Origin of the sequence: Ornithinimicrobium sp. F0845 (assembly GCF_023015765.1) — a bacterium.
Classification (GTDB): Bacteria; Actinomycetota; Actinomycetes; order Actinomycetales; family Dermatophilaceae; genus Ornithinicoccus.
In genome coordinates this window covers 125,262-150,690 of the sequence record NZ_JALKAL010000005.1, presented here as the reverse complement: position 1 = coordinate 150,690, position 25,429 = coordinate 125,262, and the positions used below count along the sequence as shown (strand labels likewise).

Annotated in this window: 18 protein-coding genes; 7 read left to right on the top strand and 11 right to left on the bottom strand. The window is 71.4% G+C overall.

Translation table 11 applies throughout. The annotated features are described in order from the left end of the window. Positions 1–155: 155 nt before the first annotated feature. The 7 genes from MWU75_RS09540 to MWU75_RS09510 all read right to left on the bottom strand — a co-directional run bounded on the left by MWU75_RS09540 (position 156) and on the right by MWU75_RS09510 (position 7,052). Complete coding sequence (locus MWU75_RS09540; RefSeq protein WP_247089969.1) at positions 156–866, bottom strand: response regulator; 711 nt, start codon at positions 864–866, stop codon at positions 156–158. Beyond that, the gene (locus MWU75_RS09535; RefSeq protein WP_247089967.1) at positions 863–3,169 is read right to left on the bottom strand and encodes an aromatic amino acid transport family protein; all 2,307 of its coding nucleotides are present in this window, start codon (positions 3,167–3,169) and stop codon (positions 863–865) included. The genes MWU75_RS09540 and MWU75_RS09535 overlap by 4 nt, the downstream gene beginning before the upstream one ends. Before the next feature lie 40 nt (positions 3,170–3,209). Further along, positions 3,210–3,959, bottom strand: coding sequence for a MinD/ParA family protein (locus tag MWU75_RS09530; protein ID WP_247089965.1), 750 nt, complete (start codon positions 3,957–3,959; stop codon positions 3,210–3,212). A 115-nt stretch (positions 3,960–4,074) separates the two neighbouring features. After that, entirely contained in the window at positions 4,075–5,034 is a 960-nt protein-coding gene (locus tag MWU75_RS09525) for an electron transfer flavoprotein subunit alpha/FixB family protein (protein ID WP_247089963.1), read from the bottom strand. A gap of 36 nt (positions 5,035–5,070) precedes the next feature. Next, the gene (locus tag MWU75_RS09520) at positions 5,071–5,853 is read right to left on the bottom strand and encodes an electron transfer flavoprotein subunit beta/FixA family protein (RefSeq protein WP_247089961.1); all 783 of its coding nucleotides are present in this window, start codon (positions 5,851–5,853) and stop codon (positions 5,071–5,073) included. A 102-nt stretch (positions 5,854–5,955) separates the two neighbouring features. Then, positions 5,956–6,696, bottom strand: a complete 741-nt coding sequence (locus MWU75_RS09515; protein ID WP_247089959.1) for a hypothetical protein — start codon at positions 6,694–6,696, stop codon at positions 5,956–5,958. Between the two features lie 2 nt (positions 6,697–6,698). Beyond that, entirely contained in the window at positions 6,699–7,052 is a 354-nt protein-coding gene (locus MWU75_RS09510; protein ID WP_247089957.1) for a PadR family transcriptional regulator, read from the bottom strand. A 234-nt stretch (positions 7,053–7,286) separates the two neighbouring features. On the opposite strand from MWU75_RS09510, the gene MWU75_RS09505 reads away from it, so the two are divergent. After that, positions 7,287–7,643 carry a VOC family protein gene (locus tag MWU75_RS09505; protein ID WP_247089955.1) on the top strand — a complete coding sequence of 119 codons (357 nt, stop codon included), beginning with the start codon at positions 7,287–7,289 and terminating at the stop codon, positions 7,641–7,643. Between the two features lie 39 nt (positions 7,644–7,682). Further along, positions 7,683–8,714, top strand: coding sequence for an LLM class flavin-dependent oxidoreductase (locus MWU75_RS09500; RefSeq protein ID WP_247089953.1), 1,032 nt, complete (start codon positions 7,683–7,685; stop codon positions 8,712–8,714). 132 nt (positions 8,715–8,846) lie between these two features. Here the strand turns inward: MWU75_RS09500 and MWU75_RS09495 are convergent, their stop codons facing one another. Continuing rightward, positions 8,847–9,653: an enoyl-CoA hydratase-related protein gene (locus tag MWU75_RS09495; RefSeq protein ID WP_247089951.1), complete on the bottom strand. Its 807-nt coding sequence runs from the start codon at positions 9,651–9,653 to the stop codon at positions 8,847–8,849. Then, the gene (locus MWU75_RS09490) at positions 9,650–10,243 is read right to left on the bottom strand and encodes a hypothetical protein (protein ID WP_247089949.1); all 594 of its coding nucleotides are present in this window, start codon (positions 10,241–10,243) and stop codon (positions 9,650–9,652) included. Before MWU75_RS09490 ends, MWU75_RS09495 begins: the two co-directional genes overlap by 4 nt. Before the next feature lie 34 nt (positions 10,244–10,277). Here MWU75_RS09490 and glgX point away from each other — a divergent pair, with 34 nt between their 5' ends. Continuing rightward, entirely contained in the window at positions 10,278–12,416 is a 2,139-nt protein-coding gene (gene glgX, locus MWU75_RS09485) for a glycogen debranching protein GlgX (RefSeq protein WP_247089947.1), read from the top strand. A gap of 348 nt (positions 12,417–12,764) precedes the next feature. Continuing rightward, on the top strand, positions 12,765–13,817 hold the full coding sequence (locus MWU75_RS09480) for a hypothetical protein (RefSeq protein WP_247089945.1): 1,053 nt from the start codon (positions 12,765–12,767) through the stop codon (positions 13,815–13,817). A gap of 99 nt (positions 13,818–13,916) precedes the next feature. On the opposite strand, the gene MWU75_RS09475 is transcribed toward MWU75_RS09480, so the two are convergent. Both MWU75_RS09475 and glgP read right to left on the bottom strand, forming a co-directional pair. Next, positions 13,917–14,843 carry a hypothetical protein gene (locus MWU75_RS09475; protein ID WP_247089943.1) on the bottom strand — a complete coding sequence of 309 codons (927 nt, stop codon included), beginning with the start codon at positions 14,841–14,843 and terminating at the stop codon, positions 13,917–13,919. Between the two features lie 205 nt (positions 14,844–15,048). Next, the gene (gene glgP, locus MWU75_RS09470) at positions 15,049–17,637 is read right to left on the bottom strand and encodes an alpha-glucan family phosphorylase (RefSeq protein ID WP_247089941.1); all 2,589 of its coding nucleotides are present in this window, start codon (positions 17,635–17,637) and stop codon (positions 15,049–15,051) included. An 82-nt stretch (positions 17,638–17,719) separates the two neighbouring features. On the opposite strand from glgP, the gene MWU75_RS09465 reads away from it, so the two are divergent. From MWU75_RS09465 to glgB, 3 genes are read left to right on the top strand one after another with little or no spacing between them, the layout of a single operon-like run. Then, complete coding sequence (locus MWU75_RS09465; RefSeq protein ID WP_247089939.1) at positions 17,720–19,783, top strand: maltotransferase domain-containing protein; 2,064 nt, start codon at positions 17,720–17,722, stop codon at positions 19,781–19,783. Next, positions 19,783–21,525: a maltose alpha-D-glucosyltransferase gene (treS, locus tag MWU75_RS09460; RefSeq protein WP_247089937.1), complete on the top strand. Its 1,743-nt coding sequence runs from the start codon at positions 19,783–19,785 to the stop codon at positions 21,523–21,525. Before MWU75_RS09465 ends, treS begins: the two co-directional genes overlap by 1 nt. A 1-nt stretch (position 21,526) precedes the next feature. After that, positions 21,527–25,429: a 1,4-alpha-glucan branching protein GlgB gene (gene glgB / locus MWU75_RS09455; protein WP_247089935.1), complete on the top strand. Its 3,903-nt coding sequence runs from the start codon at positions 21,527–21,529 to the stop codon at positions 25,427–25,429.

Here is a 25,429-nt window from a genome sequence, read left to right as displayed (position 1 = left end):
GGAGGTTTGCCCGCCTCCCGCGCATTCTTGGGGACGTTTTGCCCGCCTGCCCTCTTTGTCTCCCGCGTGCCCGCGGGAAGCTTGGCCCCCGCGGCGGTTGCGTCCGGGCGGAGCGGTTGCCTCCGGGCGACCTGTGCACCCAGGGGCGCGGTAGCTCACTCCTCACGCAGGATGCGCCGCAGCTCCTCGGCACGGCCGGCCAGGTCCCGGTAGGACTCGGACCCGGTCACCTCCGCGACCTGCCCCCCGATGCGGCTCCGGTCCAGCTCGACGGTCAGCCGGTCGACCTGCTCGCGCAAGGCCGTCTCCCGGGACCGGATCTCCTCCGCCATCTGGCGGAAGACGCGGGCGAGCGTGCCGAGGTCGTCGTCGCGCGCGGCGACGGGGTCGAGCACGGACAGGTCGCCGCACTCGGCCCCGGCCTGCAGTTCGACGGCCGCCGAGGTGAGCGCCCGCACCTGGGCCAGGTGGTCCCGCTCCACGTCACGCAGCCGCTTGCTCGCCAGCGAGGTGCGCAGGCGTGCCCCGAGCACCTCGGTCCGCACCGGCTTGGTGAGATGGTCGGTGGCGCCGAGCGCGATGGACCGGGCGATGTCCTCGACCTCGTCGGCCCGGGACACGACGATGACCGGCAGGTCACGCAGCCGCTCGTCGGCCTTCATGGCCGACAGCACGGCGCACCCGTCGACCTGCGCCATGACCAGCTCGAGCAGGACGATCTCGTATGCCGTGTCCCCCCTGAGCATGGCCAGCGCGGCCGGGCCGTCGGCCGCGGGATCCGGGCGGTAGCCCAAGCCGCTGGCCGCCTGGCACGTAGCCCACCTCTCCTCCGGGTCGGAGTCGACGACGAGGACGCGCGCGCTCACCGGTGACCCCCCGGTAGGTCGCAGACGACTCCGGGCCCAGCCAGCCCCAGCGTGACCGGGACGGTTGTCGACGTGGCCGGGAGCACCAGGGTCGCGGCCCCGGCGACAGCAGTGGCACCAGCGCCAGCGGCAGCAGTGGCACCAACGCCGGCAGGTGAGGCCGGCCCGGCGGCAGCAGAGGCCGGCCCGGCGGCAGCCGGCCCGGTGGCAGCAGCAGCCCCGGCAGCAGGCGGTCCGACGAGGACCTCCACCGGCAGGTCCTGGGACACACCGAACGGGTCGACCTCGTGGGCCCAGACACGCAGCTGCCGCGCGGGCGCCGTGGCGACCTGCACGGTCGCGGTCGTCGTCTGCTCCGGAAGCCGCAGCGACCCCTCGAGCAGCTCGGCGGTGCTCCGGCCCCGGTCGACCGCGGCCACCACCTCGGCACGACCGGACCGTCCCGCCGTGGTCAGCTGGATGGTGTCCAGCCCCAGGTCGCGGTCGCGACGGACCTCGAGGGTCGACAGGGGGTCCAGCACGCCGGCGCGCAGCACCACAGCGGTGAGCACGCAGATCAGCACCACCACCAGGCCCGCCAGCACCCGCGCCACCACTCCGCCCCAGATCACCAGACCGTGCGCGGCGACGCCGCCCGCGAAGAGCACCCACAGGCCCAGGAGCACCGGGACTCCCAGGCCGGGCAGCGCGCCGGTCGGGACATAGTCACCACGCCGCCGGGCCGAGGCCAGGAGCAGGACCGGGATGGTGCCGGCGAGCACCGGCACGGCCAGCGTTCCCACCGTGGCCAGAGCCCCGGTGAACGAGGCGCGGCCCGTCACCAGCAGCACCTCCACCAGCAGGAACACCGCCACGAGCGGCACCATCGCGGGGAGCCGGCCCGAGCCGACGCGGGTGCGCAGCAGCTCGGCGGCCTGGGCGTGCAGACCCACCGAGGAGTGCACCGCCCCCATCCCCATGGCGGTCACCGCGAACACGCTGCCCAGCACCATGACCACCGGGCCCACGGTCTCGGTCAGCGCCTCCAGGACGGTGCCGCTCTCTCCGACCAGCCGACCACCGTCCACGGCGCCGGCGACGACCAGGGTCCACACGGCATACACGAGGATGGCCACGAGCATCGCGGCGGCGGTGCCGCGGATCAGGCCCCGGCCGCCCGGGTCGCGGCGCAGGATGTCCCGGGCACCCGCGGCGACCGCCGTGTGGCCGAAGAAGGACATCAGCACGACGCCGAAGACCGCACCCACGGCCGAGACGTCGATCCCGTCGCGCGACCCGGCGCCCCCGGTGAGCCGGTCGAGGTCGAAGGCGGTCAGCGTCACGGCCACGAGCAGGGCGATGACCAGCAGGTTGACCGCACCGATCAGCAGGGCCGACACGATCGTGGCGCCCATGCGGCCGCTCCACGCCAGGGCCGCCGTCAGCGCGAAGAGCATCCCGACCCACACGGTCGCCGGGAGACCGACGGCCGCGGCCAGGGTGGTGGACAGGCCCAGGTAGTAGGCGACCAGGGTGGCCACGGCGAAGGCCGTCACCGCGGCCGCGGTCACCGCCGCAGCCTGTCTGCCGAGGTGCTGACGGACCACTCCCCCGAGGAAGGCGCCGGCCCAGCGCACGGCTCCCGTGCGGGTCACCGCCTCGGCGATGGCGGTCACGGTCAGCACGTTCGCCAGGCCGATCACGACGATGAGCGCCAGTCCCCAGAGCGGACCGATGCCGGCGATCGCGATCGGCAGGGCGAGCACCCCGGCGCCCACGGTCTGGGTGAGGGTGAGGGCGAAGGCCGACCAGAACGCAGGCAGGGTGCCCACCCGGTCGGCCAGCCCGGAGGCTCGCCAGCGCAGGCGCTCTGCCCACGGCAGCGTGTCGGCCCACCCGGCGTCCGGCGCGGTGCCGTGCCGGCGCACGTGCTCGGCGACGACCTCGGGGTCCTCGAAGCCGACCGCCCGGCGCAGCCCGGGGACGTCGCGGGCGCGCGCGGCGTACTTGGCGGTCAGCGCGTGGGCCAGCCCGGCACGGACCGCGGGGGCGGCGGGCACCAGGTGCGCCCACGCCTCGGCGGAGCGCTCGAGGTGCTGGATCCGCGGCGGCGCCGGCAATGCCTCCCCGGCCCGCAGGGCGGCGAGGTGGTCCCGTTCGGCGGTCCGCACCATCCCCTCGCAGATGGCCGGTGCTCCCGCGTGCCGGTCGGCCAGGGCGAGCAGCCCGGCCCGGCTCTCCACGGCATACAGGGCGGTGCTCACCCGGCGCCCGGTGAGCCCGCCGAGCACCTCCTCGCGGTCGATCGGGGCGGGCTCGCTCACGGTCCCACCTGCCGCCTCGACCCGGCGCGGGGCGGGTGTCTCACCGGTCCGCCTCCAGCCAGTCGGCGACCTCGGACACCGCTGCGGTGACCGGGTGGTCGGGGTGCTGCAGGGTGAAGATCCCGGCGCTGGCCAGGGCCATCAGGTCGTCGTCGTGGCGCACGACCCCCACGACCGGGCACCCGTAGGCCGTCTCCACGCGGCTGCGCACCCCGGCCGGATCGAGCCCGGGCGGGACCTTGCTGACCACCAGCCCCTGGCGACGCACGCCCAGGCCGGCCGCCACCTCCTGGAGCACCGCGGTGCCCTCGTAGTCCTGGCGGTCCGGGCGCAGCACGGTGACCACGGTGTCGCTGATGGCCAGGCTGAGCAGGGTCTCCTCACCGAGCCCGGGGTGGGTGTCGACGAGCAGCACGTCGAGGGAGAGCGCGTCGACCACCTCGCGCAGCCCGCGCACGAGGCGCTGCGCGTCGTAGCCCTCGCGCAGGATCCGGGTGATCTCCCCCGCCCGCACGCTCGCCGGGACCAGGTGGATGCTGCCCGGCCCGTCGACGACCACCGGCCGGGCCACCTCGCCCATGGTGCGCCGCCCGAAGAGGTAGTCATTGAGCGAGGCCTCCACCGCGGCGCCATCGAGCCCGAACAGGACGTGGATGCCCGGCGAGGCCAGGTCCGTGTCGACCACGCCCACGGCGCGGCCGCGCTGCGCGAGCTGACCGGCGAGGCTGGCCGTGAGCGTTGACTTGCCGGTCCCGCCGCGGAACGAGTGGACGCAGGCGACCTGGATCATTCTGGTGGCAACGTAGCAGCGGTGACCCCGCCCCGGCCAGTGCCAGTCGCCCGATGCGGAACGGCCCCGGTGCTCGGGTGAGCGCCGGGGCCGGTCAGTATGTCGTGTGGCCGGGTCAGCCCTTGCGGGCCTGGACCTCGGTGGTCGCCTGGGGCAGGACCTGGAAGAGGTCGCCGACGACACCGAAGTCGACCAGCTCGAAGATCGGGGCCTCGGCGTCCTTGTTGACCGCGACGATCGTCTTGGAGGTCTGCATGCCCGCGCGGTGCTGGATCGCCCCGGAGATGCCGGCCGCGACGTAGAGCTGCGGGGAGACGGACACGCCGGTCTGTCCGACCTGGGAGGCGTGCGGGTACCAGCCCGCGTCGACCGCGGCGCGGGAGGCACCCACGGCTGCGCCGAGGGAGTCGGCGAACTGCTCGACCGGGCCGAAGTCACCGCCGGTGCCGCGCCCGCCGGAGACCACGATCGCGGCCTCGGTCAGCTGCGGGCGACCGGAGGCCGCCTTCTCCTTGCGGTCGGTGATCCGGGCGGTCGTGGCCTGCTCGGACAGCGGGACCGTGATGGTCTCCTCGGTCGCCTCGCCCGGTGCCTCCTGGACCGGGATCGAGTTGGGCTTGACCGTCACGATCGGGGACCCCTTGGTCACCGCGGTGGTGACCGTGTAGTTGCCGGCGAAGACCGACTGCACTGTGCGCACCCCGCCGCCGTCGCCCGGCTGGACGTCGGTGGCGTCGGTGACCAGACCGGACTCGGTCTTGATGGCCAGGCGGCCGGCGATCTCCTTGCCCTCGGCGGAGGAGGGCAGCAGCACCGCGGCCGGGCTGGTCTGGTCGACCAGGTGGGCCAGCACCTCGGCGGTCGGGGCGACCAGGTGGTCGGTGACCGCCGGGTCATCGATGCGGTAGACCTTCGCCGCGCCATACTGCGCCAGCGTGTCCCGGGCGGACTCGAACCCGGTGCCGATGAACACCGCGGACGGCTCACCCAGGCGGGCGGCCGCGGTCAGCAGCTCGGCGGTGGTCTTGCGGACGGTCCCGTCGACGTGGTCGACCAGAACGAGCACTTCAGCCATGATGTTTCTCCTTCTCCTGAACTGTCTCTGGTCGACTCAGACGAACTTGCGGGAGGCCAGGAACTCGGCCAGGGCCTTGCCGCCCTCGCCCTCGTCGGTCACGACCTCACCCTTGCTGCGCGGCGGACGCGCCTCGACCGACTCCACCGTCGTCCAGGCCGCGCCCAGCCCGACCTGCGAGGCGTCCACGCCCAGGTCACCCAGCCCCCAGGTCTCCACCGGCTTCTTCTTCGCCGCCATGATCCCCTTGAACGAGGGGTAGCGCGGCTCGTTGATCTGGTCGGTCACCGACACCACCGCCGGCAGCGAGGCCTCGATCGTCTCCGAGGCGATGTCCCCGTCACGCCGGATCCGCGCGACCCCGCCCTCCACCGTCAGCTCGGAGGCGAAGGTCACCTGCGGCAGACCCAGCCGCTCGGCCAGCATCGCCGGCACCACCGACATCGCACCATCGGTCGAGGCCAGCCCCGTGATCACCAGGTCCACCCCACCCAGCTTCTTGATCGCCTCGGCCAGCACCAGGGAGCTGGCCACGGCGTCCGAGCCAGCGATCGCGTCGTCCAGCACGTGCACGCCCTTGTCGGCGCCCATCTGCAGACCCTTCTTCACCGCATCGGCCGCGTCCTCCGGACCCATCGTCAGGACCGTGACCTCACCACCGTCCCCCGCCTCGTTCAGAGCCAGAGCGGCCTCCACGGCATACTCATCCAGCTCCGAGAGCAGACCGTCCACGGCCTCGCGGTCAGTGGTGTGGTCCGACTCGAAGGAACGGTCGGACTGCGCGTCCGGCACGTACTTGACACAGACGACGATATTCACGTGTCGATCCTCATCGTTGGGGGCGGGTTACCTTGAGGTCATCTTCGCACCCACCCCGTGGCCGTCGCCAAACGGGTCCTCAGGTGGCGCCAGGCGCCCCGCTCAGCTCACCGCGCGGAACAGGGCGTTCATCCCGACCATGATCACGGTGAGCACGGGGAAGAGGAAGGCCGTGAACCACCCGATGCCCCCGCCGCCACCGGTCTCGCGGGCGCGCGGGTCACGCACCGGGTCCTGCTGCGACAGGTCGCCCCACGGGAGGACCACGGACAGCACCAGCAGGACCGCCCCCACCACCAGCGGGGTCACCGGGCCGACCTCCAGGAGAGCCTCCCGCAGGAGCGCCTGCGGGACGACGAGGACGATCAGCACCGCGAAGACCGCGGCCCCCGCCGTCGCCGGGCGCCGGACGAGCCAGCGCAGGACCGGCGTGGGCCGCCAGAAGATCACCGCGACGAGGGCCGCCAGGAGCACCGCGGCCGCGACGTCACCGCCGGTGATCCTGAAACTGGAGCCCTCGACCAGGGCCTCGATCGCGCGCGGCAGGATGAGCAGGGACAGGACCCCGCACACGATCCCCGCCACCGTGCGCGGTGCGAGACGCATCGGCTCGTCGGCGGCGTCACCGATCAACGACCGGGAGTATGCCGCCGGGTCGCCGAACGCCTCCTGCGCGGTCTCCCCCGACTCGGCACAGTGGGCGTCCACGGTGGCGAGCGCGTCGCCGATCTGGGCTCCCGTGCGGTCGGCGAGACGCTGCTCCACGACGAAGCGCTCCCGCCAGGTCCTGTCGATGTGCGGGGTGGCCAGCTCGAAGCTGCCCCCGTTGCCAGTGCTGGTCATGGTCATGCCCGTCCCTTCGAGACGATGTGGTCGGTAAGTGCCCGGGTGGTGTTGGTGAACGCGGCCCAGCGGGTCGCCTGGCGCTCGGCCTCGGCCAGGCCCTCGGCGGTCAGTGCATAGAACTTGCGGCCCGGCCCGCCCTCCCCGGGCCGCCACTCCACCTCGACCCAGCCCGCCTCCTCGAGCCGCCCGAGCAGGGGATAGAGCGTGCCGCCCTTGACGCTGCCCAGCCCGGCCTCCGTGAGCCTGGAGGCGATGGCGTAGCCGTAGGTCGGGCCGTCGCGCAGGATCCGCAGCGTGCACACGCTCAGCACCCCCCGCAGCCACTCGCTGGGCCACTCCTGTTCCGGGTTCATGACTAGATGGTGTCACTAACTAGTCAGGCACGTCAACTAGCCCCCACAAAAGTTCAGGGGTTTTGCACCCCCGCCCCGTCTTTTCGTAGTGGTTTTGCAGGTCCGTCCACCATTTTCGTAGTGGTTTTGTTGACCGCTTTCGGCGAGTGGCACCTTGAACCCCGCCATCCGCCGAACAGGACCACAGACCGCCGGACGACGCCCAGTGTCGGACCTACGTCATACCGTCCGCTCATGGCATCGACACACCATGCGATCGACTACATCGAGATCAACGTCGCGGACCTGGCCACCGCCAAGGACTTCTATGGGCAGGCCTTCGGGTGGACGTTCACCGACTACGGCCCCGGCTATGCCGGCTTCCGCACAGTCGGGCGCGAGGACGAGGCCGGCGGCCTCAACCCTGCGGGGCAACCAGGTCCTGGCGGTCCGTTCGTCCTGCTCTACTCCGAGGACCTCGATGCGAGCGTGGCCGCCGTGGAAGGAGCCGGGGGTCGGATCATCCAGGCGCCGTATGCGTTCCCGGGCGGGAGACGGTTCCACTTCGCCGACCCCAGCGGCAACGAGCTGGGGGTGTGGACGCTGTCCTGACACACGATGCCCGGCCCTGCGCCCTCCTACGATGAGGCGATGAGTCTCGAACTGGGCCTGGACACCTTCGGCGACATCGCGAACGGCCCGGACGGCGAGCCCTTGCACCCGGCGCAGGTCGTGCGGGAGGTGCTGGCCGAGGGGCAGCTGGCCGACCAGCTCGGCCTCGACTTCTTCGGCATCGGCGAGCACCACCGGCCCGACTACGCGATCTCGGCACCGGACACGGTGCTGGCCGCCCTCGCCTCCACAACCGAGCGGATCCGGCTGGGCACCTCCGTCACGGTCCTCAGCTCCGACGACCCGGTGCGCGTCTTCGAACGCTTCTCGACCCTCGACGCCCTCTCCAGCGGTCGCGCTGAGGTCACCGTCGGCCGCGGCTCGTTCATCGAGTCCTTCCCGCTGTTCGGCTTCGCCCTGGAGGACTACGAGGTGCTGTTCTCCGAGAAGCTCGACCTGCTCGCACACCTGCTGACCGAACAGCCTGTGCTGTGGGAGGGCACCATCCGACCGCCGCTGCAGGTAGACCAGGTCATGCCCGGCACCGAGGGCGGCCGGATCCCGACCTGGGTGGCGGTCGGCGGGACCCCGCAGTCCATGGTCCGGGCCGCGGCCTACGGCCTGCCCGTCGTGGTCGCGATCATCGGCGGGCCAGCCAGGCAGTTCGCGCCGCTCGTCGACCTCTACCGGCGGGCCCTCGTGCAGGCGGAGCAGCCAGAGCAGCCGCTCGGGGTGCACTCCCCCGGGCACGTCGCCGCGACCGACGAGCAGGCCCGGGAGGAGTACCTCGGCCCGTTCGTCGAGTACATGAACCGCCTCGGCCGCGAGCGCGGCTGGGCGCCGATGGACGAGGTGCGGGCGCTGGAGCAGCTCGGTCCGGACGGCGCTGCCTACGTCGGATCCCCCGAGACCGTGGCCCGCAAGATCGCCGACACCGCGCGGCTCCTCGGGCTCTCCCGCTTCCAGCTCAAATACAGCATGGGCCACCTCCCGCACGAGCAACGGATGGAGTGCATCCGGCTGTATGCCGAGCAGGTCGGCCCGCGCGTCCGAGAGCTGCTGGCCCCCTAGCGACCGAGCGCACGGGGTGGCGCTCCCTGCCGGGCACTATGCCGTCTGGTCCCGACCGCGGACCGCGCACCGTTCGCCACGCGGTGCGTTCGGTGACCTTCTGGACCGCAATACCTCGCGCTCGGTCGAGATTTATTTGCCGGTGAACTTGGCCTTGCCGGGGCCGTCCTGCACGAACGAGGTCATGCCGATCTGGCGGTCCTCCGTGGCGAAGACCCCGGCGAACAGCATCGCCTCGATGGCCAGGCCCGTGTCCAGGTCGGTCTCGATGCCGCGGTCGACGGCCTCCTTGGCCGCCCGCAGGGCGTAGGGCGCACCACTGACGTAGCGCTCGGCGCGGGCTCGGGCTGCGGCATACACCTGGTCCGGCTCGACCACCTCATCAACGAGACCGATCGCCAGGGCCTCCTCGGCCTCGACCATCCGGCCGCTGAAGATCAGGTCCTTGGCCTTGGCCGGTCCGACCAGACGGGGCAGGCGCTGGGAGCCGCCGGCGCCGGGGATGACGCCGAGCAGGATCTCGGGCTGGCCGAGCCTGGCGTCGCTGCCGGCGACGCGGAAGTCGGCGCACATCGCCAGCTCGCAGCCGGCGCCCAGGGCGTAGCCGGTGATCGCGGCAATGACCGGCTTCGGGATGTGCGCGACGGCGCGGAAGCACTCCTGGATCACGGCGGCCCGGTCGACCATGTCGGTGTAGGACATGGTCTCCATCTCCTTGATGTCCGCGCCGGCGGCGAAGACCTTCTCCCCGCCGTAGATGATCACCGCGCGGACCTCGGCGTCGGCCGAGACGATCCCGGCGGCCTCGCCCAGGGCGTCCTGGACGGCGATGTCGAGGGGGTTCATCTTCGGCCGGTCGATCCGGATCGTGGCGATCCCGGCCTCGATCTCGACGCGGACGTGCTCGGTCGAGGTCGCGACCGTGCGCGGCTCGCTCATGCCTCACCGCCGGCGTCCGGGGTCCCGCCCTGCTTGCGGCGCGTCCCCTCAGACAGCCAGGGGCCGACCTTCTGCTGCTCGCCGGAGGCGTCGCCCTTGCCCTCGACGACGACGTCACCGGTGCCGCCGGCCGCGATGTCGGCCTCGCGCTTGGCCTTGGCGGTCACGTTGCGGTGCCACAACGCCACGGCCTGCAGGATCATGCTGACCGCGATCTGCACCTTGGCCTTCGGGTTCTCCTTGGGCGCGATCACCTGCTCGACGCTCAGGACCAGGTTGCCCGAGGCGATCCCGGCCTTGACCAGGTTGACCCCGAGCGTGATGTCGTTGCAGCCGTTCAGGCGGGTCAGCAGGTCCGTGGGCACACTGTCGGCGATCTGCCACTGGCCGTAGACGCGCATGATGTCGACCTGACCACCGGTCAATGAACGGACGAAGAGCTGCTGCTCCTGCGCGGTGAACTTGATGTCGCCCTCGGCGTCGAGGTCGGGCTGCAGCTGCAGGTCCTGGAGCGCGTCGAGGACGCGCCCACGCAGGGGGCTCTCCTCGGGCGGCGGCGGGAAGTTGGGAAGGCTGGTGGGGTCGGTCATGGGCCCCACGTTACCGAGTCCTTAGGCTGCGACCATGCCCGTGCCCCATCGCAGACCAGATGTGCCCCCTCCGCTCGGTGTCACCGTGCACAACGGGGCGGCCGACGTGTCCGTCCTCGCAGCGAACGCCGAGGCCGTCGAGCTGTGCCTCTTCGACGGCGACGGCGCAGAACGCCGGGTCCCGCTGTCCCGCAACGCCTACGGGATCTGGTGGGACGTCGTCGAGGGCGTTGGCCCTGGCCAGCGCTACGGCTTCCGGGTGCACGGCCCCTGGACACCCGAGGACGGCCACCGGCACAACCCGGCCAAGCTCCTCCAGGACCCCTACGCCGGAGCCATCGAAGGGGTCGTGACCTGGGGACCCGAGGTCTTCGGGCACGTCGTCGACGAGCGGTGGAACGGCGACGGCGGGCGTCGCGACGACCGGGACAGCGCGGCCTACGTCCCCAGGTCCGTGGTGGTCGACCACGACTCCTTCGACTGGGGCGACGACCGCTCCCCCACCACGCCCTGGACCGAGTCCGTGATCTACGAGGCGCACGTGCGCGGACTCACCCAGCAACACCCCGAGGTGCCCGAGGACATCCGGGGGACATACGCGGCACTGGGCCATCCCGTCATACTCGATCACCTCACCAGCCTCGGTGTGACGACCCTGGAGCTGCTGCCCATCCACGCGTTCACGCACGAGCCGCACCTGGTGGAGGGCGGGCTGACGAACTACTGGGGCTACAACACGCTCGGGTTCTTCGCACCGCATCCGGAGTATGCCGTGGCGCAGGATCCGCAGGGCGTGGTCGATGAGCTCAAGGGAGCCATCAAGGCGCTGCACTCCGCGGGCATCGAGGTGGTCCTCGACGTCGTCTACAACCACACGTGCGAGCAGGGCGGCGACTCCGGGGCGACGCTGTCCTGGCGCGGGCTGGACAACGCGACGTACTACCGCCTCGACGAGCGCGGCCGCGACATCGACGTCACGGGTTGCGGCAACACCGTCGACCTGCGGCAGCCGCAGGTGGCCAAGATGGTCCTGGACTCGCTGCGCCACTGGGTGACCGAATATCACGTGGACGGCTTCCGGTTCGATCTGGCCCCGGCCCTGGCGCGGGGCCGGGACGACGCCTACGACCCCGACCACCCCTTCCACGTGGCGTTGCGGACCGACCCGGTGCTGTCGCGGGTGATGCTCATCGCCGAGCCGTGGGACGTCGGGGTGCACGGGTGGCGCACGGGCCAGTTCCCGCCGCCGTTCGCGGAGTGGAACGACCGGTTCCGCGACACGGTGCGCACCTTCTGGCTGCCGGACACCGCCCGTGCGCAGCACGGCCAGCAGGGCCACGGGGTGCGCGAGCTGGCGACCCGGTTCGCCGGGTCGGCGGACCTCTACCGCGCCCACTCCCGTGGACCCATCGCCTCGGTCAACTTCGTGACCGCCCACGACGGGTTCACGCTCGCCGACACCACGGCCTACGAGCAGAAGCACAACGAGGCCAACCTGGAGAACAACCGGGACGGGCACGGGGACAACCGCAGCTGGAACCACGGCGTCGAGGGCCCGACAGACGACCCCGAGATCCTGGAGTCGCGACGGCGCTCGGCCCGCAACCTGATGGCGACCACGCTGCTCGCGGCAGGTGTGCCGATGATCACGGCGGGTGACGAGATCGGGCGGACCCAGGGCGGCAACAACAACGCCTACTGCCAGGACAACGAGATCAGCTGGCTGGACTGGGAGTCGGCGGACCGGGACATGACCGCCACGGTGACGCGGCTGCTGGAGGTGCGGCGCCGGCACCGGGTGCTGAGCCCGCCGGACTTCCAGACCTTCGACGCGGTGCCGGGACGGGTGCGCCTGCGCTGGTTCGACCCGGCCGGGGAGATCCTCAGCGAGCGCCAGTGGACCGACCCAGGGCAGCGCACCCTGGTGGCTCTGCTCGACGACCGGGCGGTCAGCGAGGCCGAGGGGGCGGAGGCGGACTTCGTGCTGGTCGTCCTCAATGGCGCCGTCGAGCCCGTGACGGTGCAGCTGCCCGACTCCGACGCCTCCCACCCGTGGCGCCTGGAGTGGTCGAGCGCCTGGGAGGGCCCGCAGGAGCCGGAGTCGGTGAGCGGGTCGATCGAGGTGAGCGCGACGAGCGTGGTGGTCCTGTCCACCTCCCCCCAATTTTCATAGTGGTTTTGCCGGCCGATCCCGGCTTGTTGCAGGGGTTTTGTCGGTCCGGCCTCGCGTCTTGCGACCCCGAGTGACCTGACCGGCGGGGGCTGTGGACAACTCCTGCGGGGCTCGTCGGACGCGTGTCACGATCCGCGGATGGGCGACAACGAACTGCTTCGGCATACCGAGACCTGGGCATCGGCGAAGAACCGGCCCCTGGACCGTGGCCTCCTGGTTGCCGCGCTCTCAGTGTGCCGTCGGGAGGGACACGCAGCTGCGGAGTGGCCGACAGGGTCCGCGGAACGGCTCTTGCTTCACGAGTGGCCGACGCCCTCGGGGCTCGACACGTCCGACGTCGAGGCCCTGGTGGAAACCCTTGACACCTTCTGGAGGTTCCTGCGCGCCACCGGCCGGATGCGTTCTGGCTCGGCCGAGCCCAAGGTCCTGGCCAAGGAGGCCCGACGCGCCGCGCCGACGATGATCGACACCACTCTCGACAGCGCGGGGCGCCAGTCGATGACCGTGGAGGAAGCACTCGAGGAATGGAGCGGCGACCCCGACGACTGGGACGACGACGAGGAGTTCGACGATGGCTTCCTCGACGACTTCACGCACGACGAGACGTGGGCACTGGAGCCCGGCCCCCACGACGAGTGGGTGCAGGATCCGCCGGGGGAGGACTCCGCGCGCGACGCGGAGCAGTCGCCCTACGTGCAGCAGTGCCTGAGGTTCGCCCGGTGGATCGGTGACGGCAAGCATGTCGCCGAGGGCATCCTCAGCCCTGCCCACGTGCGGGAGGCGTTCCTTGAGTTCGACCTGGAGCGGTGGGAGGCAGAGTTTCTCGCCCGCTCCCCGCTGCGGGTGCCCGGCCTCTTCGAGTCACCTGGCCCCGGTGACCGCGCCCCTGACGGGCAGCTCGGAGATCTGGACGTCCTCGTGCCCACTCGTTCGCTGCAGTCCCTGTGGCGCTCCTGCGCGTCTGCGCATCTCATCGAGGTCGGGCCCACGCGTGTGCACGCAACCCCCGCCGCGGACCCGCAGTGCGAGCGATCCCCGGACGACTGGGCACAGCTGGGCCACCGGCTCGTCGCCTCCGCCATCGTGACACGGCACTTCCTGGAGCCTCTCGACCCCGTGATGCGGGTGCTCCTGCCGTTCCTCACCGAGTCGGTCGACCGGGTCGAGGTGTCGGAGGTCCAGGACTGGTGGTGGGAGCACGATGCCAACCCGTGGGTCGACCTGGGTGTGGGCAGCTCACCGGCTCGCACCGCGAGCGACCGTCAGGTGGAGCGGCTGCTCTGGGCGGCGGACGACACCGGTGTCTGGCGACGCGAGGGGCGGACGCTCCACCGCACCGCACTCGGCGTCGATGTCGCGATGCACTTCATGGACGACCTGTCCCGGCTTCTTGCGGGGTGAGGACACACCGAGCACCGGGACAGCGGAGTCCCCCCGGTGCTCGACCCTGCGGGTCCGGCCCACGCACCCCGATGGGTGCTCCTGCGAGCCAGCTAAACGTCATACTGCCTCGTGCGGTGACAACGTCCAGGAGTCGAGACGCTTGTCCCGTGCCTGGGCTCGCGCGTATCCGTCGAGCAGCAGTGACTCCATCCGCTCCCGGTCGTCCTTCCAGATCTCGACGACCGTCATGTTCATCGCCTGGAACCGGTCACGACGGGCCTGATCCTCCTCCGGGGCAAGGTCCAGGTGGTGCCAGAACCCCTGGTACTCCCCGACCAGACCGCTCTCCCCGTCGAACAGATCGGGGCGGCCGACGAAATGCCCGCGCCTGTCGTGGATGGGTTGGTTGACCAGCGGCGACGGCAGCCCGGCCTCCACCCACGCGTGCCTCATCTCGCTCTCGGGCACGGACTCCGCCCGCGAGCTGACACCCGGAAGGACCTCACGGACCCGGGCGAGCCCGTGCAGCCCACCGAGCGGGTCCAGGAACTCGTGGAACGCACCCGGCTCCATCAGCTCGAACCGCGCGGACAGGTCGAGCATGGCGAGTGTGCGCGCGTCAGACCGGGTCCAGCGGGCCAGGTCCAGCGCGGTCCGCTGGCCATTGGTCACCCGGATGCCGTCGATGACCATCTGCTGCGCCTGCGGGACCCGCGACCGCCGTGGTCGAAGTCCGCGGGTGTCATAGCTCCCGGCGTCCTCGGGCACGCCGAGATCGACCGGCCGCAGCCGGGTCCCGTCCACGGTCCCGTCGACGAAACTGTCCGGCACACCGTGGACCACGGCCGCCGCCCACCCCGCCAGCACGGAACCGGCGGGCGCCTTCACCCACGCGGCCCGGACCCGGAGGAGTCGGCGGTCCTCGGGTTCGCTCCCCAGGACGCGCAGACCGTTCATGCCCTCGATCCGTGGCAGCTGGTCGACCGCGTGCCGGGTCATGCCCTCTGCCAACAGCTCCGCTGTCCGCCTGATCTGGAACGTCACCTCACCACCTCCTGCGGGCAAGGCTGCGCGCCAGTATGCCGTCGCGCCAGACCGCGTGCAGGTCCTGTTGAGGGCGGGGCCGGGTCGCGGGGGCCTGTGGAGGACAGTCAGCAGAACCCCTGCAAAAAGCCGGGATCGACCGACAAAACCACTACGAAAATGCGGGATCGAACCGCAAAACCCCTATCTTTCTTGTGGGTGACCCCTACATCTTCGGATTGGTGACGAGGCCGAGCTCGGCATCGGAGGCCAGCAGCGGGTGCGCGGGGAGCACGCGGACGGTCCAGCCCAGGGACCCCGTGCGGGTCAGCTCGAGCTCGCCGTCGAAGCGGTGCTTGCCACCGTCGTAGGACTCCACGTGCCGCAGCACGCTGGTCTCCACCTCGGTCAGCTCGTCGGCCTCGGACGCGCGCCCGAAGGCCACCTGGACCTTGACCTCCTCCGGCGACAGCTCCCCGAGCGAGAGGTAGGCGTGCACGCGCACCGTCTCGCCGATCTGCGGGCTGTCGCTGACGCCCTCGGCCTCCACGTGGTCCACCCGCACCGACGGCCACGCGGCACGGATCCGGTCGACCCGGGCGGCCAGGTCACGGGCCCCGGCGAAGTCGTTGTCCCGCACGGCCCACCCAGCCCGAGCCGCCGGGAGGTAGAGCGTCTGCGTGTAGTCCCGCACCATCCGGTCGGCCATCACCTTCGGCCCGAGCGTGCCCAGCGTGTGCTGGATCATCTCCAGCCAGCGGGTGGGCAGACCCGCGTCGTCGGTGTCGTAGAAGGTCGGCACGACGCTGTTCTCCAGCAGGTCGTACAGCGCCGCCGCCTCCAGCTCGTCACGGCGGTCGTCGTCGACCCCGTCGGCCGTGGGGATCGCCCAGCCGTTCTCGCCGTCGAACCACTCGTCCCACCAGCCGTCCAGGATGGACAGGTTGAGGGCACCGTTGAGCGCGGCCTTCATGCCGGAGGTGCCGCACGCCTCGAACGGCCGTAGGGGGTTGTTCAGCCAGACGTCGCAGCCCGGGTAGAGCCGCTGCGCCATCGCGATGTCGTAGTTGGGCAGGAAGACGATCCGGTGCCGCAGCCTCGGGTCGTCGGTGAACTTCACCATCTCCTGGATGAGCCGCTTCCCGGTGTCATCGGCCGGGTGCGCCTTGCCCGCGATGACCAGCTGCACCGGGCGGTCCTCATCGAGCAGGATCCTGCTCAGCCGCTCCGGGTCGCGGAGCATCAGGGTGAGTCGCTTGTATGTCGGAACTCGCCGTGCGAAGCCGATCGTCAGGATGTCCGGGTCCAGGACGTCATCGATCCAGCCCAACTCCGCGGAGGTCGAGCCGCGGGTCCGCATCGACTTGCGCAGCCGGGCCCGGGTCTCCTCCACGAGTTGCTCACGCATCTCGCGCTTGGTGGCCCAGATCCGGTCGACCGGGACCTGCTCGACGTTGGAGAAGGCGGTGCCGTCGGCGATGGCGTGCGGGCCCATGAACTCGGTGGCCAGGTCGAACACCTTGCGGTCCACCCAGGTCCCGGCGTGGACGCCGTTGGTGATCGAGCCGATCGGCACCTCGTCCTCGTCGAAGCCCGGCCACAGGCCCTGGAACATGCCGCGGCTCACGGCGCCGTGCAGCACGGAGACGCCGTTGGCGCGCTGACCCAGGCGCAGGCCCATCACGGCCATGTTGAACACACCGGGGTCTCCGCCCTCGTAGGACTCCGCACCGAGCGGGAGGAGCTTGGCCAGCGGCACGCCGGACAGAGCGGCAGCGCCACCGAAGTGCTGGGAGATCTGGTTGACACCGAACCGGTCGATGCCGGCGGGCACCGGGGTGTGCGTCGTGAAGACCGTCGAGGCGCGCACCGCGCGCAGTGCCTCCTCGAAGGACAGCCCCGCCCCGGTGGTGAGCTCGCTGATCCGCTCCAGCCCCTGGAAGCCGGCGTGGCCCTCGTTCATGTGGTAGACGTCCGGGGCGGGGGCGCCGGTGAGCCGCGACCAGAGCCGCAGTGCCCGCACGCCACCGATGCCGAGCAGCATCTCCTGCTGCAGGCGCATGTCGCCGCCACCGCCGTAGAGCCGGTCGGTCAGATCGCGCTTGCTGGGCTCGTTGGTCTCCACGTCGGAGTCGAGCAGCAGGAGCGGCACCCGGCCGACCTGGGCCCGCCACACGTGGGCGTGCAGCTGGCCGTCGCCGGGCATCGCCAGCGAGACGACGGCGGGGGTCCCGTCCTCCTCGCGCAGCAGGGACAGCGGCTGGTCGTCGGGGTCCAGGACCGGGTAGGACTCCTGCTGCCACCCCTCGGCGTTGAGCCGCTGGCGGAAGTAGCCGCTCTTGTAGAACAGGCCGATGCCCACGATCGGCACGCCGAGGTCCGAGGCGCTCTTGAGGTGGTCTCCGGCGAGTATGCCGAGGCCTCCGGAGTACTGCGGGAGCGCCGCCGTGATCCCGAACTCGGGCGAGAAGTAGGCGTAGGCCTGGCCGAAGCCGCCGGCGGCGGCTCCTGCCTCCGCCTCGCGCTGGTACCACCGGGGCTCGGTCAGGTAGCGCTGCAGGCCCTCGCCCGCCTCGCGGACCCGCTGGACGAAGCCGGCGTCGCCCGCCAGGGCGGCCAGGTCGTCGGGGGTCAGCGCGCTGAGCATGGCGAGCGGCTCGCGACGGACCGCCTCCCACTTCTGCGGGTCGATGCTCTCGAACAGGTCGAGCGTCGGCTGGTGCCACGACCAGCGCAGATTGAGCGCGAGGTCGTGCAACGGGGACAGTGCGTCCGGGAGAACGGTGCGCACGTGGAGTCTGCGGATTGCCTTCACGAGGCACAAGGGTAGGCGCTAGGCGCGGCGTCCCCGACCGTGGCCCGTGCGGACCCGTCGCAGGACCGGTAGCGTCGGGCTCGTGAGCCAGACACCCGGCAAGGACCCGACCCGTCAGTCCGTCCTCGACCTCGTGGGGCAACACCCGATCGGGCGGATCCCCGTCCAGGACGTCCGCCCCGCCGTCGACGGGGGGCTGCGGCCCACGAAGTCCGTGGTCAACGAGCTGTTCGCGGTCACGGCGACGGTCTTCCGCGAGGGCCACGACAAGGTCAACGCCACCGTCGTGCTCACCGACCCGGACGGCGGCGAGCACCACGTCCGGATGCACCTGCTGAACCCGGGCCTGGACCACTGGGGCACCACCATCTTCGCGGACCGCGAGGGCCTGTGGAGCTACCGCGTGGAGGGCTGGTCCGACCCCTACGCCACCTGGCACCACGACGCGACCATCAAGGTCGAGGCGGGCGTCGACGTCGAGCTGATGCTCGAGGAGGGCGCCCGGGTCCTCGAGCGGGCCCGCGACGAGGTGACCCGCCCCCCAGGTGACGGCGAGCGCCTGACCCGGGCGATCGGCATACTGCGTGACACCGCCGCGCCCACCCACGAGCGGCTGGCGGCCGGCACCGACCTCAGGGAGCTGCTCACCGACCAGCCGCTGCGCGACCTGGTCAGCCCCAGCCGTGAGTTCACCTGGTGGGTGGAGCGACAGCTGGCGCTGCACGGGGCGTGGTACGAGATCTTCCCCCGCTCCGAGGGCGCAACCCGGGACCCGGAGACCGGCCTGTGGACCTCCGGCACCTTCGAGACCGCGCAGGAGCGGCTGCCGGCGATCGCCGACATGGGCTTCGACGTGGTCTACCTGACCCCGGTGCACCCGATCGGCCGGGTCAACCGCAAGGGTCCCAACAACACGCTCGTCGCCGGCGAGCACGACCCGGGCTCGCCCTACGCGATCGGCGCGGAGGAGGGCGGGCACGACGCTCTGCACCCGGACCTGGGCGACTTCGACGACTTCGACGCGTTCGTGGCCCGCGCGGGCGAGCTCGGCCTGGAGGTCGCCATGGACCTGGCGCTGCAGGCCGCGCCGGACCACCCGTGGGCCACCGAGCACCCCGAGTTCTTCACCACCCGCGCGGACGGGACCATCGCCTACGCCGAGAACCCGCCGAAGAAGTACCAGGACATCTATCCGGTCAACTTCGACAACGCCCCGGACACGATCTACGCCGAGGTGCGGCGCGTCATCCAGGTCTGGATCGACCACGGCATCAAGATCTTCCGGGTCGACAACCCGCACACCAAGCCGGTCGAGTTCTGGCAGTGGCTCATCGCCGACGTGGCCGTGGACCACCCGGACGTGATCTGGCTGGCCGAGGCGTTCACCAAGCCGGCGATGATGCACACCCTGGCCAAGGTCGGCTTCCAGCAGTCCTACACCTACTACGCCTGGCGCAACCAGGCCGGTGAGCTGCGGGAGTACGTCCAGGAGCTGTCCGGGGCCGCGGCGGCCTACATGCGGCCGTCCTTCTGGCCCACCACCCACGACATCCTGACTCCCTACATGCAGTATGGCGGGCCGACCGCCTTCCTGCTGCGTGCGGCGCTGGCGGCGACTCTCGTCCCGACCTACGGGATCTACGCCGGCTACGAGCACTGCGAGAGCGTGGCCCGGCCGGGGGCCGAGGAGCACATCGACAACGAGAAGTATGAGTTCAAGAACCGCCGCTGGGACCTGGACGGCGAGCACGGCGGCACCGGCGAGGCGCAGGGCAGGCCCAACCTGGCGCCGTTCCTGAAGCGGCTCAACGAGATCCGCCGCGAGCACCCCGCCCTGCACTGGATCCGCAACATCACCTTCCACAGCGCCGAGGACGAGAACTTCCTGGTCTTCTCCAAGCGCGGCGGCGGCGCCCACGACGGGTCGGACGGCGACGAGATCGTCGTCGTCGCCAACCTGGACCCGCACTCCAACCGGGGCACCACGATCCACCTGAACATGCCCTCGCTCGGCCTCGGCTGGGGTGACGGGTTCGTGGCGCACGACCTGCTCACCGGCCAGCAGTGGCACTGGGGGGAGGCCAACTTCGTCCAGCTCGGCCAGGGCGGTCTGCCGGTCCACATCATCCACGTCAGGAAGTTCTGATGCGCGGCCTGAACCTGCAGCAACCCGGCCTGAGGTACGACCCGGACTGGTTCCGCAAGGCCGTCTTCTACGAGGTGCTGGTGCGGGCCTTCGACGACTCGACGGGCTCGGGGTCCGGTGACTTCAGCGGCCTGATCTCCCGGCTGGACTACCTGCAGTGGCTCGGGGTGGACTGTCTGTGGCTGCCGCCGTTCTACGCCTCGCCGCTGCGGGACGGCGGCTACGACGTGGCCGACTACACCGCCGTCCTGCCCGAGTTCGGCACCCTGCCGGAGTTCCACGAGCTGATCTCCCAGGCGCACGCGCGCGGCATACGGATCATCACCGACCTGGTGATGAACCACACCAGCGACCAGCACGCGTGGTTCCAGGCCTCCCGGGCCGAGCCGGACGGGCCCTACGGCGACTTCTACGTGTGGTCCGACACCGACGACAAGTATGCCGACGCCCGCATCATCTTCGTCGACACCGAGGTCTCCAACTGGTCCTTCGACAGCGTCCGGCGGCAGTTCTACTGGCACCGGTTCTTCAGCCACCAGCCGGACCTGAACTTCGAGAACCCCGCCGTCCAGGAGGCCATGTTCGACGTCGTCCGGTTCTGGATGGACATGGGCATCGACGGCTTCCGGCTGGACGCCGTGCCCTACCTGTTCGAGGAGGAGGGCACCAACTGCGAGAACCTGCCCAGGACGCACGAGTTCCTGGCGAGCCTGCGGGCGATGGTGGACGAGGAGTATCCCGGCCGGGTGCTGCTGGCCGAGGCCAACCAGCTGCCGGCGGAGGTCGTGGACTACTTCGGCACGCCCGAGGCGCCCGAGTGCCACATGTGCTTCCACTTCCCGGTGATGCCGCGGCTCTACTACGCACTGCGGGAGGAGACGGCCGAGTCGATCATCCGGGTGATGCGGGAGACCCCGCCGATCCCGCCGGGCACCCAGTGGGGCACCTTCCTGCGCAACCACGACGAGCTCACCCTGGAGATGGTCTCGGCCGAGGAGCGCTCGGCGATGTACGGCTGGTACGCCCCCGACCCGCGGATGCGCGCCAACATCGGGATCCGCCGGCGGCTGGCACCGCTGCTGGACAACTCGCGCAGCGAGCTCGAGCTGATCAACGCGCTGCTGCTGAGCCTGCCCGGGTCACCGTGCCTGTACTACGGCGACGAGATCGGGATGGGCGACAACATCTGGCTGCAGGACCGCGACGCCGTGCGCACCCCGATGCAGTGGACACCGGACCGCAACGCGGGGTTCTCCACCTCCGACCCGGGCAAGCTCTACCTGCCGGTGATCTCGAGCCTGGTCTATCACCACGGGGCGGTCAACGTGGAGGCGCAGATGGCCTCCGGCTCCTCGCTCCTGCACTGGACCCGCGGGATGCTGGCCATCCGGAGCCGGCACGAGGTCTTCGGCATCGGCGATTTCAGCCTGGCCGAGGCCGACAACCCCGCCGTGCTGGCCTACACCCGCATCGTGTCCACGGGCGCGGCCGTGCCGGAGGCTGAGATCGGGGGCCGTGCGGAGCCGGAGGTCCAGGGGGTGCGCGCGGTGCTGTGCGTCAACAACCTGTCCTCCCGGCCCCAGGCCGCGCGGATCGCCCTGCCCGCCGAGCTGGCCGGCGCCATCACCTCGGACCTGTTCGGCGGCAACGGCTTCCCCGACGTCGACGCCGACGGGCGGATCCACCTGACCCTGGGGGCCCAGGACTTCTTCTGGCTCGGCCTCATCCCCGAAGGAGCCTGACATGGCAACCCTGACCCCGTCCTTCTCCGAGTTCCTGCCCGGCTGGCTCGCCGCCCAGCGCTGGTTCACCGGCAGCGGACGGGTGCCGGAGCTGCGGCGGATCGGCGGCTACCGCCTGGATGACCCGGACGGGCAGGTCGGCATCGACACGCACATCGTGGTCGACGAGTCCGGGCCAGCCCCGGTCGTCTACCACGTGCCGCTCACCTACCGCGGGGAGCCGGCGCCCGAGCTGCACACCGCCCTGGTCGCCACCGCCGAGCACTCCGAGCTCGGCACGCGCTGGATCTACGACGGCTGCCACGACCCGGTCTACGTCCAGGCGCTGGCCGACCTGATGCACTCGGGCAGCACCGTGACCGGGGAGGGCGAGGGAGCGCGGGTGACCGGCTGCGCCACCACCGCGGCCTCGGAGGGTCCCCGGCCGGTCGTGCGCCGCTCGGCGGTGCTGGTCGGCGAGCAGTCCAACACCTCGATCATCGTGGAGACCGGCGAGCCCGGTGAGTCCGCGCCGGTGATCATCAAGGTCTTCCGGGTGCTCCACCCGGGAGAGAACCCCGACGTCGCCGTGCAGAGCGCCCTCGCGGAGGCCGGCAGCACCCGGGTCCCCCGCCCCGTCGGCTGGGTCACCGGCGACTGGCCGCACACCGACGGCAGCACCGCCCACGGTCACCTCGCCTTCGCCCAGGAGTTCCTGCCCGGCGTCCAGGACGCCTGGCGCAGCGCCCTCGTCGCCGCGCGGGAGGACACCGACTTCACCGAGCGCGCCCGGGAGCTGGGGGTCGCGACCGCCGAGGTCCACGCCACCCTCCGGGAGTCCTTCGGGAGCCAGGACCTGACCGAGGACAGTCGGGCGGCCATCCTCGACCGGCTGCGCGCACGGCATACTGACGCCCTCACCGAGGTGCCTGCCCTGTCGGAGTATGACGAGCAGGTCACCTCGGTCTTCGCCGCCGCGGCGGAGGCCGACTGGCCGCCCCTGCAGCGGGTCCACGGCGACTACCACCTCGGCCAGGTGCTGGACGTGCCCGAGCGCGGCTGGGTGCTGGTCGACTTCGAGGGCGAGCCGCTGCGGCCGCTGGAGGAGCGCACGCTCCCGGACCTGGCGCTGCGCGACGTCGCGGGGATGCTGCGTTCCTTCGACTACGCCGCCGGCTCCCTCGCGCAGGACACCGACCTGGACCGGGCCGGCTGGGCCCGGGCGGCCCGCGCCGCCTTCCTGGAGGGGTACGCCGCGCAGTCCGGCCAGGACGTGAGCACCTCCGACCCGGTGCTGGCCGCGCTCGAGCTGGACAAGGCGCTCTACGAGGTGGTCTACGAGGCGCGCCACCGGCCGGCGTGGGTCGGCATCCCGGTCGCCGCGGTCCGCGCCCTGGTGGGTCGGCCGGCAAGCGGGTCCTCCGCCGAGGCTGCCCCTGCAGCACCGACCGCCGGTCGTGGAGCCGCTGGGAGGGGCGCCACCGCCGCGACGCCTGGGGCCGCGGGAGCTGTCGAGGAGGGTGGCCCCACCGAGTCCGGTGGTTCCCCGGCGGACGCCGACGCCACCGACCAGCAAAACCACTACGAAAATGCGGGGCAGGGCGACAAAACCCCTCTCAAAATTGGGGAGAGACCGCTCGCCGCGCACGAGGTGGAGCTGCTCATGCGGGGGCTGCACCGCGACCCGCACTCCCTGCTCGGCGCCCACCCGCACGACGGGGGCATCACGATCCGGGCGCTGCGCCCGCTGGCCGAGCGCGTCACCGTGCTCCTCGCCGGCGGCGAGCGGCACCCGATGCGGCACGAGACGCACGGCATCTGGACGGTGGCGCTGCCGCTGACGGAGATCCCCGACTACCGCCTCGAGGTGGCCTGGGGCGACGGCGTCGGGCACCAGCAGGACGACCCCTACCGGTTCCTCCCCACGCTGGGCGAGATGGACCGCCACCTCATCGGCGAGGGCCGCCACGAGCAGCTGTGGACGGTCCTCGGCGCCCACCTGAGGGAGTATGACGGGCCGCTGGGTCAGGTGCGCGGCACCAGCTTCGCGGTGTGGGCGCCGAACGCCCGCGGGGTCCACGTGGTCGGCGACTTCAACCAGTGGGACAACACCGCCCACCCGATGCGGGTGCTCGGTGAGAGCGGGATCTGGGAGATCTTCCTGCCGGGTGTGTGGGAGGGCAACCGCTACAAGTTCGACATCACGGGCCCGGACGGTCACCGACGGCTCAAGGCCGACCCGATGGCGCGGGCCGCGGAGGTGCCGCCCAGCTCGGCCTCCATCGTCACGCACAGCTGGCACGAGTGGGGTGACGGCGACTGGATGACCCGGCGGGCGCAGCGCAACCCGCACGAGGGGCCGATGAGCATCTACGAGGTGCACCTGGGCTCCTGGCGGCAGGGCGCGTCCTACCGCGACCTGGCCGACCAGCTCACCGGCTATGTCACCGAGATGGGCTTCACCCACGTCGAGCTGATGCCGGTGATGCAACACCCCTACGCCCCCTCGTGGGGCTACCACGTGACCGGCTACTACGCGGCCGACTCCCGCTTCGGCAACCCCGACGACCTGCGCTACCTCATCGACCGGCTGCACCAGGCCGGGGTCGGCGTGATCCTGGACTGGGTGCCCGGCCACTTCGCCACCGACCCGTGGGCACTGGCCCGCTTCGACGGCACACCGCTCTACGAGCACCCCGACCCCCGCCGCGGCTGGCAGAACGAGTGGGGCTCCTACATCTTCGACTTCGGTCGCCCGGAGGTCCGCAACTTCCTGGTCGCCAACGCGCTGTTCTGGCTGGAGGAGTTCCACGCCGACGGGCTGCGCGTGGACGGCGTGGCCTCCATGCTCTACCTCGACTACTCGCGCAACGAGGGTGAGTGGCTGCCCAACAAGTACGGCGGCCGCGAGCACCTCGAGGCGGTGGCGCTGCTGCAGGAGACCAACGCCACGGCCTACCGCCGCGCCCCCGGCGTGGTCATCATCGCCGAGGAGTCCACGTCCTGGCCGGGGGTGACCCGCTCGACCAGTGCCGGCGGACTGGGCTTCGGCTTCAAGTGGAACATGGGGTGGATGCACGACTCGCTCGACTACGTCCAGCGACAGCCGGTCCACCGGCAGTACCACCACCACCAGATGACCTTCTCGCTCATGTATGCCTTCTCCGAGCAGTTCGTGCTGCCGATCAGCCACGACGAGGTCGTCCACGGCAAGGGCTCGCTGGTGCGCAAGATGGGCGGCAACGACCGCTGGCAGCAGCTGGCCAGCCTCCGCGCCTACCTGGCGTTCATGTGGGCCCACCCCGGCAAGCAGCTACTCTTCATGGGCCAGGAGTTCGCCCAGATCTCGGAGTGGGCCGACGGGCGCAGCCTGGACTGGTGGCTGCTGGACCAGCCGGCGCACGTCGGGGTGCAGCACCTGGTGCGCGACCTCAACCGGGCCTACCAGGACACCCCCGCCCTGTGGCAGCTGGACCACAAGAGCGCCGGGTTCCAGTGGCTGGACGCCGACGACGCGCGCGGCAACACCTTCAGCTTCGTGCGCTACGGCACCCAGGACGAGGGCGGCGACCGGCCCGTCCTCGTGGCGGCGGCCAACTTCTCCGGCACACCGCGCGAGGTCCGGCTCGGCGTGCCGCGCCCCGGCCGGTGGCGCGAGCTGGTCAACACCGACGCCGACCCCTATGGCGGGTCCGGGGTGGGCAACATGGGGTCGGTCACCGCCACCGACGACCCGCACCAGGGTCAGCCGCACTCCGTCACGCTCATGCTGCCCCCGCTGGGCGTCCTCTGGCTGGTGCCCGACGCGGCTCCCGCCGGACCCGACGCGCAGGCGGGCGCCCAGGACCGGCCGGCTCACGGCATACAGCAGGACGCTCAGCCACAGACTGACCCGACTCCCACCCCACCCACACCGCAGGAGTAG